We start from the raw sequence: 16,221 nt of genomic DNA on the forward strand, positions 1-16,221 counted from the left end.
TTTGAACCGCCTTCACCGGTGGCGAGCGGGCTTCCTCGTTCCAAACCCAAAAGGACGAGCGGGCATAAGTGCCAGATGCGCTTCCTTGAGGATTGTCTCGGCAGAAAGCTGTTCGTGCGACATGGCCCGGCGGTGCGGCGCGAACAGCTAAAGCGTAGCCCTGCGAGTCCCTTTGTGCTTGAGAAAACTTGTCAGGTAGCTTCAATGCGGGCATGGCGCGCATTGATGATCCTGCTCCAGGCTGCGCGAAGAAGCTCACGGCCGCACTGTTGTTCGACGTCGATCAAATCCATCCGCCATAGCTCGGCGCCGGATCAGCGCGGCGTGTTCGAGGCTCTGCAGCTCTTCTGTAAGCCACTAGCGTGCGACGAGTGAAGCGAAAGTCAAAACGTCATCTGGATCCTGAAGCCTTGAATTGAAGAGTCGTCATCCTTAAGGTACTTTCTGTCGTTTGCACAATGCGGCTGCAGCGAAAAAACGCGTTACCAGCGCAGCAACGGCGGGCGTCTCTTGCCGCCGGTCTTGATGGCCGGGAGACTCTTCGCTAGATCACAACGGTTCACTATGGAGATGCCGCCGTGGCAATGGGTATCGTGAAGTGGTTCAATTCGACCAAAGGTTATGGGTTCATCAGGCCGGAGGACGGAGGTCCCGATGTCTTCGTGCACATCGGTGCCGTCGAAAAGGCCGGTTACACCACCCTCGAAGAGGGGGCCCGGGTAAGTTACCAGTCCAAGGTCGGGCCTTCGGGCAAGATTTTAGCTGAGGATCTCCGGGTTGGCTGATCCGACTCGCAAACTGCTCTCTGCAAAGCGTGTTCTCGGACCTGTCCGGCGATGCCTTGTCACTGCACGCCGAACCGTTTGGCCTTTCGACCGTCTCTGCCAGCCATGAGGCAAACCGCATGACAGTCTTGATCTCCTGAAGCTGTCGACTGATCACTGCCGCCCGAGTTAGAGGGGTTGCCCAGCGCGGTCGCAGTGTGGGCGTGGCAAGATATTCCTGCAGCGGGCCACGAACGGTCCGAACCCTACGCTCGTGACCAGCACGCCGGGACGTGCACGCCGCGCGCGTCGTCCCAGCTCAAATCCAAGGGCACCTACTTGATTAGCCAATATAGTTGAGGTTAACGGCGCCGTGGCAATCATGGGCGGAAGGGCCTCGCCCATTGAGACCTTGAAGCTGCAGCAGTTCATCATGCCGCGAGGAATTGCTGCCTGTGTATGGCCAGCCATCGATGAAAATTCAGTGCTAGGCTCCCAAAGCAAGCAGAGGGGAAGCATATCGAGGTGCAACTTCGTGCCGATCAAAGATCCGCAATCGGCGCGTTCATAGAGCATCCTGGTGTCTCACATGAGGAGCTGAATCCGGAGCGAAGGCTGTTTTGGAAGCCCTTGAAGGAGCCCGACAGTTGTTTTCGGCGCGAATGTCCTCGGCGAGCGCACAGCCGTCATCAAACAGTCCGGTCCTCCTCGCAATAGAAGCAGCTGCGAATGAAGGCATCGAAGCCGGATGTACTGAGGCGGCTTGGCTCGCTCAATTGCGGTATTTGCCGATTGAATATTTCTCACGCCGGCCCGTCCATTTCCGGCCTCACCAATGCTCCAGCTTTCTTTTGCGTACTGCAGATGCGTTCGCCTGCGGCCGTCAAACCTGACAATGGCAGCCGTGCTCTTTAAGCATCCGGACGCCGGAGAGGTGCAATCCCGTGAGTCATGGATCATGGGCAGCTCCGTCAAGAGTTGATGTCAACTATCAGCATCGTCAGTTGTCCCCGCGATGACTGCCATGCGACAGCTGTTTTTAGCAGCTTATATTGGAAGGGTAGCTATATGTTTTCCGAGTTTGAAAACGAGTGCATAAACCGGGAAGTCGAGAGGCTCAAACTTCCCAATTCTCGGATCAAGCACTTCGCCCCAGCTAGCTACGCACAAGGCGGAGAAGACGTTATTCTAGAAGGAATGTTGGCCGCAAGACTCCGTCGAAGCCAAAGATCTTGGGAGAGCGTGTTCTATGTCGAGATCGGCGCCAATCACCCCATCTCCACCTCGAATACCTACCTTATGTATCAAAGAGGCGGACAAGGTGTTCTAGTCGAACCCAATCCTGAATTGGGGGCGCTGATCCGGACAGTGCGCCCAAGAGACGTGCTCGTGCCGTCCGTTGTCTTGCCGGCTCCGCAGGCGTCTGCCACGCTCTTCATCGGAAACGCCCATGAGCTGTCTTCTTTGGATGAAGCACATATCAAAAGCTTCGGAGACTTCGACGGCTTGGGAGGTGTCCGAGAGCATATCAAGGTGAGCGCCGTCGGCATCAACGAGCTCTTGGCCCCTTATGCAAACAAAGTCGATTTCTTGTCGATCGATTGCGAAGGACTAGATTACCAGCTCGTTAAGGCTATCGACTATGAGCGCATCAAACCTGCTGTGATCCAGTGCGAGCCAAGTGAGCATTTTCACGATGGCAACACGGCACGGATCATAAATCTGATGGAGAGTAGAGCCTATCGTTTTGCTGCAATGACTGAAAGAAACGTCATTTTCGAGAGATTGACCTAGTGCGCCACCAGAATTGACCCTTGCCATCAAGGATTCACATGCAGGCCCGCGATCTTCTCGAGCCGTTGACCGGCGAGCATGATGAACTGCACAGCGCGAGCACTGGGAGGGATGAACCGGGGTATCGGGCATTTCAGAGCTGCGCGATCTCTTCCTGGTTGAGCCAGCGCGTGGCCTGAACCTTGGGCGCGGTCAGAATTGCTGAACCGGATTGCAAGGAATGCTGAAGCGCCCCGGGGATCTGTTCCGATAATCGTTGTCGAACTTCAGGCCCCAAGCGTAGGCGGCGATGACGCAACATCGCACGTGGTCCGCCATCGAGCGGGCGTCGCACTTGTAGAGCGGCCGGATGAGCTCGACATTTCAAACTCGATGTCGCCGAGCGTTGCAGCGATCTTGTTGAGGCCTTTCTGTGGCAGGACGCGCAGAGTGAATGCTGATGCGGCGACCTCTGCGAATTGGCGAAACCAACTGACTACATGGTTCGATGGGCTGGCTCGCGTTGGCTGTTCTCGGCTAGGCGCTCAGTGCCAGCGACACCCTACGCGGGAAGCAGGAGACTCCTCGATAGCGAGACCTGTTGCAAACCGCGCGCACCGTGTCCGAGGTGCGACGATGTGTGAAGATGCGAACAGGGGGCTTTGGGCGACTAATTTGCTCGACCAGTTGTAATTCAAAGAGTTCCTCTTTGGCATGGCTAATGCTTTGGGTAGTTGGCGACGCGCCGGAGCCTGGCGCTTCGTTATGCAAAGCATGGAGCGGCAGAGAGATGACGTTGATCATGATCTCATTCCTTATACAGAAGGAACTGCAATGGAGCTTGCAGAAACTCGTGCCGCTCCAGCGCCCTGCGAACCATGCTGGTAACAATGCCGCGTCCAACCGGCCGGCGCGGCGTTCTTTCGTTCCGAAAATCCTAGCCCGAGTGCTGTCAAGGCTGCCGACATCTTCACCTCCCTCGGTTGCTTGCCTTCTAGCGCTGGCCCTGACCTGCGTTTTCTTGACAGATGGCGGGTCAGCCGAGACTCCTTCGAACTCCGTGCCGCCCACCACGTTCACGCTTGACAACGGCCTGCAGGTGGTTGTGATCCCGGACCATCGCACACCCGTGGTGACCCAGATGATCTGGTACAAGGTGGGGTCCGCAGACGAGGCGCCGGGCAAATCGGGGCTGGCCCATTTCCTCGAGCACCTGATGTTCAAGGGCACCGAAAAACACCCGGTCGACGAATTCTCCCAGACGGTACATCGCATCGGAGGCAACGAGAACGCCTCCACCTCGGTCGACTACACCAACTACTATCAGCGTGTGCCGCGCGAGCAGTTGCCGGCCGTGATGGAGTTCGAGGCTGATCGCATGACTAGGCTTGTGCTCAGGGACGAGGACGTGCTGCCTGAGCGTGATGTGGTGCTCGAAGAACACAACATGCGCGTTGCCAACAGCCCCGCCGCGCGGTTGAGCGAGCAGAGTCGCGGGGCGCTCTACCTCAATCACCCCTATGGACGGCCAATCGGTGGTTGGCGGCAAGAGCTCGAAAAGTTGAATCGCGAGGATGCGCTAGCGTTTTACCGCCGCTTCTATGCGCCGAACAACGCGATCCTTGTGATCGCCGGCGACGTCCAAGTCGCCGACGTGCGCCCGCTGGTCGAGCGCAATTTCGGCCCGATCCCGGCGCAGCCTGCGATCCCCGCGCAACGCATTCGTCCGCAGGAGCCGGAGCCGGCCGCCCCGCGCACCGTTACGTTGTCCGATCCACGGGTCGAGCAGCCCAGCCTGCACCGCTATTATCTGGTGCCTTCGGCGACCACCGCTGCAGCCGGCGAGAGCGCCGCGCTCGAAGTGCTCGCCCAACTGATGGGTAGGGGCAGCAACTCTTATCTCTACCGGGCGCTCGTCATCGAAAAGCCGCTCGCAGTTTCCGCCAGCGCCAGTTATCGGAGCATCTCGCTCGACTCGAGCGAGCTATCGATCGCGGCCTCGCCCAAGCAGGGTGTCAGCTTCGCGGAGGTCGAGCAGGTGATTGATGACGTGATCGCAGACATCGTAAAGAACCCGATCCGCGCCGAGGATCTCGGGCGGGTCAAGACTCAACTCATCGCCGGGGAAATCTACGCCCGGGACAATCAGGCGGTGCTGGCGAGCTTGTATGCCAGCGCACTGACGACGGGCCTGTCCGTCGAGGACATCCGCAGCTGGCCTGATCGCATCCGCGCAGTCACCGCCGAACAGGTGCGCACCGCCGCGCAAAAGTGGCTCGAGAAGAAGCGCTCGGTCACCGGCTACCTGATCAAGGACACCGCGACTGCCAAGCCCCAGGAGAAGCGTTCGTGACCTATCCCTTCCTTCCCGTGTGCCGCATCGCGCTCTCCGTCATCACTTCCATGACTCTCTCACTGGTGTCGATCTCGCCGTCTCGGGCCGCGGCCAAGATCCAACATCTGACATCGCCCGGCGGCATCGAAGCCTGGTTCGTGCAGGACGCGACCGTGCCGCTGATCGCGATGGAGTATTCCTTTGCCGGCGGTGCGTCGCAGGATCCCAAGGACAAGCCCGGCGTCGCCAACCTCGTCGGCGATCTCCTCGATGAAGGCTCCGGCGACCTCGACTCCAAGACCTTCCATGAGCGGCTCGACCGCCGCGCCATCGAACTCTCCTTCAGCGCCACCCGCGATACGTTCGGCGGTAGCCTGCGCATGCTCCGCGACACCAGGGACGAGGCTTTCGACCTGCTGGGGATGGTGCTGACGTCACCACGTTTCAACATCGCGGATGTCGAGCGCATTCGTTCCCAGGTCATCTCGGGGCTGCGCCGCGACACCACCAATCCCACCGCGCTGGCCAACCGCAAGTTCCTGGAGATCGCCTTTGGCGATCATCCCTATGGGCGGCAGACCAGCGGGTCACTGGACAGCGTGCCGAACATCACGGTTGCCGACATGAAGGATTACGTCGGCCGCGTGCTAGCCAAGGATACGCTGAAAATCGCCGTCGTCGGCGACGTCGATCCGGTAACGCTCGGTCAGCTGCTCGATAAGACGTTTGGCAGCCTGCCGGCCAAGGCGAACCTCACACCCATCGCCAGCGTTGAGCCGGTGGCGCCGCCGCAGCGCGCCTTCCTGCCACTCGACGTGCCACAGGCCGTGATCACCTTCGGCGGGCCCGGCGTGAGGCGCAGCGATCCGAACTTCACGGCTGCCCTTGTCGTCAACCATATCTTCGGCGGCGGATCGTCCTCCCGGCTCTATCGCGAGGTCCGCGAGAAGCGCGGGCTCGCCTATTCGGTGTTTGAGCAGCTGGTATGGATGGAGCATTCGGCGGTGTTCGTCGGCAGCACCGGCACGCGCGCGGAACGCGCCGGCGACACCATCGACGCCGTCGAGAGAGAGGTGCGCCGCATAGCTGAGGGGGGACCAACGCAGACGGAACTCGACGAAGCGAAGTCTTATCTCAAGGGCTCGCAGATGCTCGCCCTCGACACTTCCTGCAAGCTCGCGCAGGCGCTGTTGCGCTATCAGCAGGACAAGCTGCCGATCGACTATATCGAGAAGCGCAACGCCAGCATTGATGCCGTCACGATGGATGACGCCAAGCAGGCTGCCAAGCGGCTGTGGGGTCGGGGCCTACTGACCGTCGTCGTCGGCCGGGCACCCCAGCCGGCCGCGCAGCCCGCCGCAGCAACCGCGCCAAAGTCGGACTGAAGTGTCTTATTGCCAGCAGCGCTCGATGAAATCGAGTTCGGCACCGCGCACTGAGGCGAAAGGACGGAGGCAATGCGCTTTGGCTCTACGGAAACGCTGGCAGGCTGGACTGCATTTGTTGACAATGTTCATTGTGACCGTGAGGGCTGACGGCATTATCGTCGGCGCTCCCATCAATGAGAAGTGGCTGAGGGTTGGGCTGCCCTTTGTAGCAACCAGCGTCTCGGCCACGTCCGGGTTCGTCTAGCGGGCCGCACTGCGCGGGAGAGCGTCAAATGCGTGATTGGAAGAGCGAACTCGATGCGCTCGTTGCTGAAGCGATGGCGTTCGCCGGATCACTGAAGGTGGAGATCGAGCGGCCCCGGCCTCAATTGAAAGAAGCCGCCGACCTGGATGGCCAAAGCGTACCCGACTATGTTAGCAGCGAACGCGAACAAATTAGGAAGCGGGCCGAGAGCTTCAAAGCGCATCAAGAACGATTCATGCGCGAGCGCGAGGAGTATGCCAATTCCCTGTTGCGCCGGATCAGGCCGATCATCAAGTCCTAGAAGAGCTCCTTGAACTTTTCACGAGCGCCGATCGGCAGACGGATTGCGACGAACTATTTGGCATACAGCTCGCGACGCCATCCGGCGCCCTAACGCGAAGAGTTCCGCCGCGTTCTCATCTGCGGCCAGAAGCGCGGCGTGCCCCGTCCGCTGCCACTATTAAATTGACCCCGACATCGGACTGGCCAGAGCTTCCTGGGGCGTGCGCGCTGGCTTCAGTCGCTTTCGGCGCTGCCGCCATTAGCCGAATCGTTAATACTCGTTTTGGATGGGGCCGTGCCGGTGGTGCCTGTCGGACCTGTCGTTCCCCTTGGTGTCCTTGGTTGATTTAGGTCCAACTTTCCGCCCACAGAGCTGTCGTGGTTAAAACCTCATCATCGATCTTGGCGCCCTGCACTGTCTTGCCTTGCAAGCCGCTGCGGGGCGTCAGGCAGTCTGAAGGAAGTCCTTGCGCGAGGGCAGGTCGACAAGCAAGGCCGAAGGGGCGCATACGAATGGCAAAGGTCTTCACTAAGTTCATTCGAATGTCCTGGGTCGTTTCGCGCTGAGCCGATTTCCGTGATTTCCGGCCATTCCCATGCACCGGACCGGCCGCATTAGGTGGTGAGAACAGCGAGCGGGTTCGTCAACTGCTTGGTGTGGTCATCGTGTAGCGATTTCGGCCACTTTCGCGGGAAAACCTGATCGACACGCAATGGCGCACGGCAACGTTCGCTTCGGCGTGGCGGTGCTTTGCTTGATGCGAGCAGCTCATCTTTTCTAGTACGGGCTTGATGGTCGCATATCGAACGGGGCCGGACTAAAATTGATCCACCAAGTCAGGGCAGCAGCCAAGAGGATTGTGGAGAAGATATCGGCGCGCTTGTCATAGCGGGTTGCGATGCGCCGGTAATCCTTCCGGCGGCAGAACATGCTCTGGATGATGCGGCGTCCCTTTTAGTTGGGTTTGTTTTTGCGTCGGACGGTGGGGTGCGAGTGCCGCCATGAGGAAGCCGCTTGACGGGTTGCGGTGCGACATTCGCCCTGCACGGAATGTGTCTGATCCTCAACGCTCCAAATGCCTGTCTCCGGTGTTTGATGGATTTTGATCAACGCGGAACGGGATTGCAGGCATCGGCCTCGGTATCACTGTTCTGACAATTGTGATCTTCGGAAGAACTGAGGACAAAACGGGAGGATGACGACAGGCACGGAACGCGTGCGGTGCCGATCAATGTCCAGGCGATGAGCCACGCTCCTTGTTGAGCTCGATTAATTTCGTCGACAGCTGCGAGACTTCGTGTCTGGGGACTCGGGTGCTGTTGTACGTCTGCCCGGGCGTATCGTTCCCTCAATCGTCTATTGCTTAACTCGTAAACCGGAAGGCTGGCGAGCTGGAGGAGGTCCGACATGGGTATTGAGCTTACGATAAACAAGAGGCCTCATATCGTCGACGTGTCGCCTGACACTCCGCTGCTGTGGGTCCTTCGCGATGTGATCGGACTGACGGGCACGAAATATGGGTGCGGAATTGCGCAGTGCGGCGCCTGCACGGTGCATGTAGGCAACGATGCAGTGCGTTCGTGCATTACGACCGTAGGTGACGTTGCGAAACCAATCACCACAATCGAAGGATTGGATGCAGACGGAAATCATCCTGTTCAGCGCGCATGGCGCGATGAGCACGTCCCGCAATGCGGGTATTGCCAGGCAGGGCAAATCATGCAGGCAGCGGCGCTCCTAGCTGAGACCAAGAACCCTTCTGATCAGCAAATCAGCGATGCGATGTCGGGAAATATTTGCCGCTGCGGCTGCTACCAACGGATTCGCTCGGCGGTGCGCGTCGCCTCAAGGGTGGGCTAGCCATGAACATGCGTGCGACGAGAACCTCATCCAGTCCCTGCGTGAGGCTTGAGAACGTTAGTCGCCGCCAATTCCTTCGCTCGACGGCAGCGGTGGCTGCATTTGCTCTAGCTGCCGAAATTTCTGGCGGGGAGAGTTTCGCATACGAGACCGGCGGAGCTCAGATGCCGCATGGCATCGTGAATGATCCGCACATCTTCGTATCAATCGATCCCTCCGGTATCGTTTCGATTACCGCGCATCGCTCCGAAATGGGCACAGGGATTCGGACGTCACTTCCGATGGTGGTGGCGGACGAGTTGGAAGCGGATTGGTCAAAGGTTCGCATCGTCCAGGCGCTGGGGGATGAGCCGCGATATGGAAATCAGAATACCGACGGCTCTCGCAGCATGCGTCACTTCTTCCAGCCGATGAGACAAGTCGGAGCGGCCATGCGCCAGATGCTGGAACAGGCGGCCGCGACCCAGTGGGGCACTCCGTTATCAGAGGTGCAAGCGACCAATCACGAGGTGATACATCGGCCGACAGGACGCAAGCTCCGCTACGGTGAACTCGCCAAAGCCGCGATGGACTTGCCGACCCCGCCAGTAGACAGCTTGAAGTTCAAGCCCGACAATGCGTTTCGGTATATCGGCCACAGCAACATCCCTATTTATGACCTGTTCGACATCACTGTCGGGAAGGCGCAGTACGGATACGATATCCGGCTGCCCGGTATGAAATACGCCGTGATCGCTCGTCCTCCCGTTGTGGGCGGGAGGATAAGATCCTTCGACGCAACGGATGCCCTCAGAGTTCCCGGCGTCGAAAAGGTATTGGAGCTCGAGCTCAGCTGGGCGCCGCCTGCCGCATACTCACCTCTTGGAGGAATCGCGGTGGTGGCCACCAATACGTGGTCGGCCATAAAGGGTCGAGAAGCCCTGAAGCTTGACTGGGAAGATGGCGACAATGGCGGCTATGAGTCCGCCGGGTATCGACGACAGATGGCCGAACGCGCCAACAAGCCGGGTCGCGTCGAGCGCAATCAGGGAGACTTCGACAAGGCGTTCGCCGCCGCGTCGAAGGTGTTATCGGCCGAGTATTACGTGCCGCACCTTGCTCAAGCAGCGATGGAGCCGCTGGTTGCCACCGCGACCATTCGCAACGGCGAATGCGAGGTTTGGGCTCCCTTGCAGGATCCGTTCGGCGCACGCGAAGCATTCGCGAAAGTGCTTGAGCTGCCGATCGAGAGGGTGAAAGTGAACGTCACTCTTCTTGGCGGCGGCTTTGGCCGAAAGTGTCAATCAGACTTCGCGCAGGAAGCCGTACTGCTTTCGAATGCACTCGATGGCGCGGCTGTCAAGCTCGCCTGGACGCGAGAGGACGATCTCCATCATGGTTTCTATCATACGGTCACTTATTCGCGCTTGGACGCGGGCCTTGACTCGTCGGGAAAGGTGATCGCATGGCGGCATCGTTCGGTCGCGCCGACCTTATTTGCGAACTTCAAGCCCGACCCAAAGCGCGAGCAATCAATTGAACTCGGTCTGGGGCTTGCAGATATCGCCTTGGACGTCCCTAACGTGCGGGTTGAGACGGGCGAAGCGGCGGCCCTGACGCGAATTGGCTGGTTTCGGTCGGTTAACAACATACCTCATGCTTTTGCCGTCCAATCCTTCATTGCAGAGCTGGCGCACGCCTTGGGGAGCGACCCCAAAGAGTTCCTGCTCGAAATCATCGGCCCACCACGAAAGCTTGAGCTTGAAAAACTCGGGCTGGCGGATCCGCTCTGGAATTACGGCGATCCATATTCAACCTACCCAATCGATACCGGGCGTCTCGCCAATGTGGTGAGCTTGGCGGCTTCGCGCGCGAACTGGGGAAGATCTCTCCCCAAGGGGAGCGGGCTCGGAATTGCAGCACACCGGAGCTTCCTATCCTATGTGGCGACCGTCGTCGAGGTGAGCGTGGATAGCCAAGGAAAGCTGACCATCCCGCGTGTGGAAACCGCAATCGACTGCGGCTTTGCCGTCAACCCTGAGCGGATTCGGTCCCAGATAGAGGGGGCGGCCGTCATGGGGTTCAGCAATTTCATTGGCAAGATTTCGTTCGCGAAGGGCCGCGCCGAGCAGGGTAATTTCGATAACTATCCGGTGGCCCGCATCGACAATGCACCGATAAATGTGCGTGTTCACATTGTTCCGAATGGTTCTGACGTTCCTGCGGGCGGGGTCGGTGAGCCAGGAGTGCCGCCGTTTTTGCCGGCGCTCTGCAACGCGATCTTCGCGGCGACAGGCAAACGTATTCGTTCGCTTCCAGCGGGCGATCAGATCCGCGTCTAGACGACCAGGCGTCAGACTCGATCGCCTTGAGCCGCGATTGAGCTCGAACAGAATAGACAAAACAGTCACCGCTAGAGGAGTGAAGGGATGTCCAAGGCGAGTAGGACAAGAGTTGGAGTGTGGGAGACCGTCAGCACGGTCGTGGGGATTGGCCTAATGGCAGGCCTCCTCGCAAGTACCGCGGCTGCTTCCGATGAAACGACGGAAAAGCGGCTTATGAACGCAACGCAGGAAACCAGCAACTGGCTTCATCATCACCGTGACTACACGGCACAGCGTTATTCGCCGCTCAACCAGATCAATCGCAACACGGTCAAGGGGCTACACGTGGCCTGGACGATGGCTCTGGGCGGTATCGAGGGTGGCGGTATTTGGAGCCATGGCGGTCTCGAGGGCACGCCGATTGTCGAGAATGGATTCATGTATGTGACCGACGGGTGGGGATCCGTCTACAAAATCGATCTGCACGGCGGAAACGGAAGCCTGGTCTGGAAAATGGATCCAAAGACCGATCACGACTGGGCCGGCGCCATTGCTTGTTGCGGGGTTAACAATCGAGGGGCTGCGATATGGGGAAATTTTGTCGTCTCTCATACCCTCGATGGGCGATTGGTTGCGACCAACAAGGAGGATGGCAAAGTCGCTTGGGAGCGCAAGGTAGCCGATCCCGACAAAGGTGAAGTGATCACGGGCGCGCCATTGATCGTTAACAACATGGCTATTACGGGCGTGGCGGGTGCCGAGTACGGCATCCGCGGCTGGATCGCTGCCACTGACTTGAAGTCCCAAAAGGAAATTTGGCGTACCTATACGATTCCAGGCAACGGCGAGCCAGGCAACGAGACCTGGAAGGATGATCACGATGCTTGGAAGACTGGCGGGGGATCTACCTGGGTGACCGGGTCGTACGATCCCCAACTTCATCTGATCTACTGGGGCGTCGGAAATCCTGGGCCGGATTTTGATACTGAATACCGTCAGGGCGACAACCTCTACACTAACAGTACCCTTGCGCTGGATCCGGACACCGGGACGGTCAAATGGCATTTTCAGCACACACCGAATGATCCGTTCGACTACGATAGCGTTGCAGAACGAGTGCTGGTTGACATTCCGTTCAAGGGAAAGACGCGCAAGGTCGTACTTGAAGCCGATCGCAACGGCTTTGGTTACGCGCTCGACCGCACTGATGGCTCTTTCCTTTGGGCAACCCCGTTCGTGAAGAAGGTGACCTGGACGAGGGGCATCAACCCAGAGACCGGAAAACCGACCGAGTATGATCCCAGTAAAGCGGTGCAGACCTATGATCCTCAGGCAACGCTGAACCGGAAGAACGCGCATGTCACCATCTGTCCCGGACATAACGGTGGCAAGAACTGGCCGCCTACCGCGTACAATCCAGACTTGAAGACCTGGTACATCCCGGTCATCGAGAGCTGTGACGAGTTGGACAACAAGAAAACAAGCCCTGGCGATTGGAAGCCTCGTGAATTCTTCACAGGAGGCGGTCCTGTCGTGAAGATGCCGATAACGGGAAGCGTAACCGCCATTGACGCAATCACAGGCCAGGTCACAGGCAAGTATGAGACCAAGTATCCAATGCTCGGCGGGTTACTTGCAACGCCCGAATTGGTGTTCGCTGGCCATCCGTCCGGAGAGCTCTACGCTCTCGATGCGAAGACTCTGAACAAGGTATGGGAATTCAATACGGGTGGCGGCGTCAACGCTCCCCCCATGACGTTCGCAGTCGACGGAAACCAATATATTGCGATCCTCGTCGGACTGGGCGGCGCCTGGGACAAGTGGAACCTCGATTCCACAAAAGGCCTGGAGAAGGTCCCGCCGGGCTCCATGCTGTATGTTTTCAAGCTGTGATCCGCAGCGCGGCGAAGTGGGACGGAAGTATGCTCGTCCCCACTTCGTAGGAAGGTTAAGAGGGCAGAATGGAATTGAAGGTTGTACGCCCCAACGAGCGGGCAAACTGCGCGCTTCGCGTTAGCGCGATTGGCTTGATCGTGGGTGGTGGCTTGGCTTTCCTCGCGACAGGAGACTTTGCTTGGGGCGAAGGTGGCACGCCTGTCCCGGGGCAGGTTATCAACGGCGCGCACCGCACGCAGGATGAAGGGCAGCGCATCTACGAAAAGGCAAATTGCGTAGGCTGCCACAAATGGCATGGCGACGGGGGCGGGGGCTATGGAGGCGCAGCGCTCTCGCTGCGAGCTACGCAGCTCACGCGCGATCAAATCGTTGAGGTTGTCCATTGCAGGCGGCCGGGAACGGGAATGCCGCATTTTGATCGCGACGCGTACAAGGACTACCGATGCTATTCGGGTCTCACGGCTCAGGATCTGGGCAGGGACCTGCCTCCGGATGCAGCTACATTTCTCCGGCCGAGCGAGATCGAAAAGGTCGCCGATTATGTTCTGAAGCATATCAAGGGCAAGGGTCAGACGAGCTATCAAGACTGCACTGACTTCTTCGGAGAGGGCTCGAGGGCTTGTGATGTCTACAACCAAATCTCGGGTCGTCACTCCCAAGTAACTGGCACGGAAGATAAGCAATGACTCGTCGACTTATGATGTGGGCGTTGCCGCTGTCCCTTCTCTTGGCCGTTGGCCCTAATGCCGACGCAGGCCTGGCTGCCGACTTGCGCGACCTGAGTCTTGGGATGTCGATCGGGAACATCCCAGCGGAGGAATATGTCGGACTTGCGTGTGCCGACAAGGAGGGAGCCAAGCTGGCGGCCTGGAGCGAATTTCGAGCATGTCCAGCTGATGAAATGGGCTTGCGGGCTATTTCCTTTCGCTTCAACAACGAAATTAATCCGCTTGCGGCTGTGAACGACAAGTATGAGGGTACGAGGCTCGGCGGCCATCCCGTTCTGCTGACGGGGCTCGTCGACAGGAGCGGAGTGTTGAAACGCATTCGGATCGACACAGATCCGAACGCACGCCCGTTCTGGCATAAGAAAGCACATCTGTTGGCACTCATAGTTAGAGCTCGATATGGCGACGACGAATGGACTTGCCGAGACGCGGAGCGCCATGAGGGAGAAACTTCGGTGGGCGGTCTGCTTATCAAGGAGCGTTGCGAGAAGCGCTCAGAGCGCCGTCAGTTGGTTCTATATCGGGAAGTTTACCGTCGTGCCGGTCAGCCTCTGTCGGACTTTGTCAATGCGACCCATTTCACCATCGATCAAGCGATGGACCGATGAACGAGCGGTGCGGGAGACTAGCTCACGACATCCCCCCAGCATTCTGCGCGGCCTCCGTCAGACCAAGACTGTTGCGGTGGAATGGTGACCGGCGCCGGTCATTATCCCAGCATGCTATGATGAGCCAATAGGCGCGTGGCTTATCTGGTGCACGCGCATCGTGCTTGATCGAACCCGCTGGCAGACCGGCCTCGTCTGCTTCCTCCCTCGACTTAAGCCGCTGTTGGACAGGTCCACCAGCGGCCTTTTTCTTTAGCGCCAGTGCCGGAGGTGCGACGAGCGAACCTTCAGCTGGTCGAAAGCTCGAGCGGGCGCCTCAAATGCCTGCCTGCAATGTTTGATGGATTTTGATCAACAAGGAACGGGATTGCGAGCTCCGGCTTTGGCTTACTGCTTTGACCTGACCTTCTGCATGTAAGGACCGTTGCCGTCGAAAGTGTAGGCGGTCTTCACCCCGGCGGCCGTACTTACATGCTCGGATGAAATCTTTAGGAGAGCCTCGTGTCAGTTGCCCTTCCCACGTCAACCCAGCTTCGCAGCGTCGCCGAACAATGCGGCCTTTCGCTGACCGATGAAGATGTCGTCTCATTTCGTGGCCTGATGAAGAGCGCGATCGGCGCCTATAACCTCATCGCGGCGATGCCCGACGAATTGCCGCTGGTCAATTATCCGCGCACGCCAGGCTATCGGCCGTCGGCGGAGGAGAATCCGCGCAATGCCTGGTACCGCAAGACTAAAATTCAGGGCGCCACAAGTGGAAAGCTGAAGGGCAAGACGGTTGCGCTGAAGGACAATATCTTGCTGGCCGGCGTGCCGATGATGAACGGCTCGGCGACGCTCGAAGGCTATGTCCCCGATTTCGACGCCACCATCGTCGCACGCATGCTCGACGCCGGCGCCGAGATCGTCGGCAAGACTCATTGCGAATCGTTCTGCCTCTCCGGCGGTAGCCACACCAATGAGACCGGCGCGGTGCACAATCCACACAAGATGGGCTATTCGGCTGGCGGTTCTTCCTCGGGAAGCGGAGTTGTGGTCGCGCTCGGCGAGGTTGACATGGCGATTGGTGGCGACCAGGGCGGTTCGATCCGCATGCCATCCTCGTTCTGCGGCACCTACGGTATGAAGCCGACCTGGGGGCTCGTTCCCTATACGGGAATCATGCCTATCGAGATTTTTATCGATCACACCGGACCGATGACGGCAACAGTGGCCGACAACGCGCTGCTGCTTGAGGTGATCGCCGGTGACGATGGCTACGATTCGCGCATCAAGGCACCAAAGGTCGATGAATACACCAAGGCCTTAGGAGCGGGCATCAAAGGGATGAAGATTGGTATCCTCAAGGAAGGCTTCGAGCAGCCGGCCGCGGAGGTTGCGGTCAATGAAAGCGTGCACGAGGCAGCCAAGCGCTTCAAGGATCTCGGTGCGAGCGTTGAGACAGTCTCGATCCCGATGCACCTTCTGGGGGCGGCGATCTGGACCCCGATCGGCACTGAGGGCTTAACCCAGACTCTGATGTTCGGCGACGGCTATGGTATCAGCCGAGGCGATCTATACCCGACCTCGCTGATGGATTTCCACCGCGGCTGGCGGCGGCAGGCGGACTCGCTGTCCGAGACCAATAAATTGTTCCTGCTGCTCGGCGCCTACATCAACAACACCTTTGGTTCCCGGTTTTACGGCAAGGCGCTTAATATCTCCCGCCGCCTGGCTGCGGCCTACGACAGGGCCTTGGGGACGTACGACCTCCTGCTCATGCCGACGACGCCGATGAAGGCGACGCCGCTACCGCCGGCCAATGCCAGCACCGAGGACTACTTCACCCGTGCGACGGAGATGTTCACCAATACCGCGCCGTTCGACATTACGCATCATCCAGCGATGTCGCTGCCCTGCGGCATGGTTGACGGGCTGCCCGTCGGCCTGATGCTCGTCGGCCGCCATTTCGAGGAATCCACCATCTACCGTGCCGCCCATGCCTTCGAGCAGATCGGCGACTGGAAGAAGATGTGAAACAGAGGTGATGGTGGCTGGAT

13 protein-coding genes are annotated in these 16,221 nt (G+C 58.9%); 11 read left to right on the forward strand and 2 right to left on the reverse strand.

The genetic code is table 11. The annotated features are described in order from the left end of the window. The first annotated feature begins 578 nt into the window (after positions 1-578). Together AC5ZFO_RS23475 and AC5ZFO_RS23480 are read left to right on the forward strand one after the other, a co-directional pair. Positions 579-785 (forward strand): cold-shock protein, encoded by a 207-nt coding sequence (locus AC5ZFO_RS23475; protein WP_496122632.1) that lies wholly within the window; start codon positions 579-581, stop codon positions 783-785. A 1,047-nt stretch (positions 786-1,832) separates the two neighbouring features. Further along, a complete protein-coding gene (locus tag AC5ZFO_RS23480; RefSeq protein WP_496122633.1) occupies positions 1,833-2,558 on the forward strand; it encodes an FkbM family methyltransferase in 726 nt (241 codons plus the stop codon). Between the two features lie 516 nt (positions 2,559-3,074). Here AC5ZFO_RS23480 and AC5ZFO_RS23485 read toward each other — a convergent pair. Next, positions 3,075-3,341 (reverse strand): hypothetical protein, encoded by a 267-nt coding sequence (locus tag AC5ZFO_RS23485; RefSeq protein ID WP_496122634.1) that lies wholly within the window; start codon positions 3,339-3,341, stop codon positions 3,075-3,077. Positions 3,342-3,537: 196 nt separating this feature from the next. Here AC5ZFO_RS23485 and AC5ZFO_RS23490 point away from each other — a divergent pair, with 196 nt between their 5' ends. From AC5ZFO_RS23490 to AC5ZFO_RS23500, 3 genes are all read left to right on the forward strand, one after another. Next, entirely contained in the window at positions 3,538-4,890 is a 1,353-nt protein-coding gene (locus AC5ZFO_RS23490) for a M16 family metallopeptidase (protein ID WP_496122719.1), read from the forward strand. Beyond that, complete coding sequence (locus AC5ZFO_RS23495) at positions 4,887-6,257, forward strand: M16 family metallopeptidase (protein ID WP_496122635.1); 1,371 nt, start codon at positions 4,887-4,889, stop codon at positions 6,255-6,257. Before AC5ZFO_RS23490 ends, AC5ZFO_RS23495 begins: the two co-directional genes overlap by 4 nt. Before the next feature lie 275 nt (positions 6,258-6,532). Further along, a complete protein-coding gene (locus AC5ZFO_RS23500; RefSeq protein WP_496122636.1) occupies positions 6,533-6,805 on the forward strand; it encodes a hypothetical protein in 273 nt (90 codons plus the stop codon). Positions 6,806-7,133: 328 nt separating this feature from the next. On the opposite strand, the gene AC5ZFO_RS23505 is transcribed toward AC5ZFO_RS23500, so the two are convergent. Then, entirely contained in the window at positions 7,134-7,325 is a 192-nt protein-coding gene (locus tag AC5ZFO_RS23505) for a hypothetical protein (protein ID WP_496122637.1), read from the reverse strand. A gap of 869 nt (positions 7,326-8,194) precedes the next feature. Between AC5ZFO_RS23505 and AC5ZFO_RS23510 the strand changes: the two genes are divergently transcribed. From AC5ZFO_RS23510 to AC5ZFO_RS23535, 6 genes are all read left to right on the forward strand, one after another. Continuing rightward, entirely contained in the window at positions 8,195-8,647 is a 453-nt protein-coding gene (locus tag AC5ZFO_RS23510) for a (2Fe-2S)-binding protein (RefSeq protein WP_496122638.1), read from the forward strand. A gap of 2 nt (positions 8,648-8,649) precedes the next feature. Then, positions 8,650-10,968, forward strand: coding sequence for a xanthine dehydrogenase family protein molybdopterin-binding subunit (locus tag AC5ZFO_RS23515; protein ID WP_496122639.1), 2,319 nt, complete (start codon positions 8,650-8,652; stop codon positions 10,966-10,968). Between the two features lie 156 nt (positions 10,969-11,124). Then, complete coding sequence (locus AC5ZFO_RS23520) at positions 11,125-12,843, forward strand: PQQ-dependent dehydrogenase, methanol/ethanol family (protein WP_496122640.1); 1,719 nt, start codon at positions 11,125-11,127, stop codon at positions 12,841-12,843. A gap of 68 nt (positions 12,844-12,911) precedes the next feature. Continuing rightward, entirely contained in the window at positions 12,912-13,532 is a 621-nt protein-coding gene (locus AC5ZFO_RS23525) for a c-type cytochrome (RefSeq protein ID WP_496122641.1), read from the forward strand. Next, entirely contained in the window at positions 13,529-14,182 is a 654-nt protein-coding gene (locus tag AC5ZFO_RS23530; RefSeq protein WP_496122642.1) for a hypothetical protein, read from the forward strand. Before AC5ZFO_RS23525 ends, AC5ZFO_RS23530 begins: the two co-directional genes overlap by 4 nt. Positions 14,183-14,683: 501 nt before the next feature. After that, on the forward strand, positions 14,684-16,198 hold the full coding sequence (locus tag AC5ZFO_RS23535) for an amidase (RefSeq protein ID WP_496122643.1): 1,515 nt from the start codon (positions 14,684-14,686) through the stop codon (positions 16,196-16,198). The last annotated feature ends 23 nt before the right edge of the window (positions 16,199-16,221 follow it).

It is taken from the genome of Bradyrhizobium sp. Unk1, assembly GCF_059512345.1.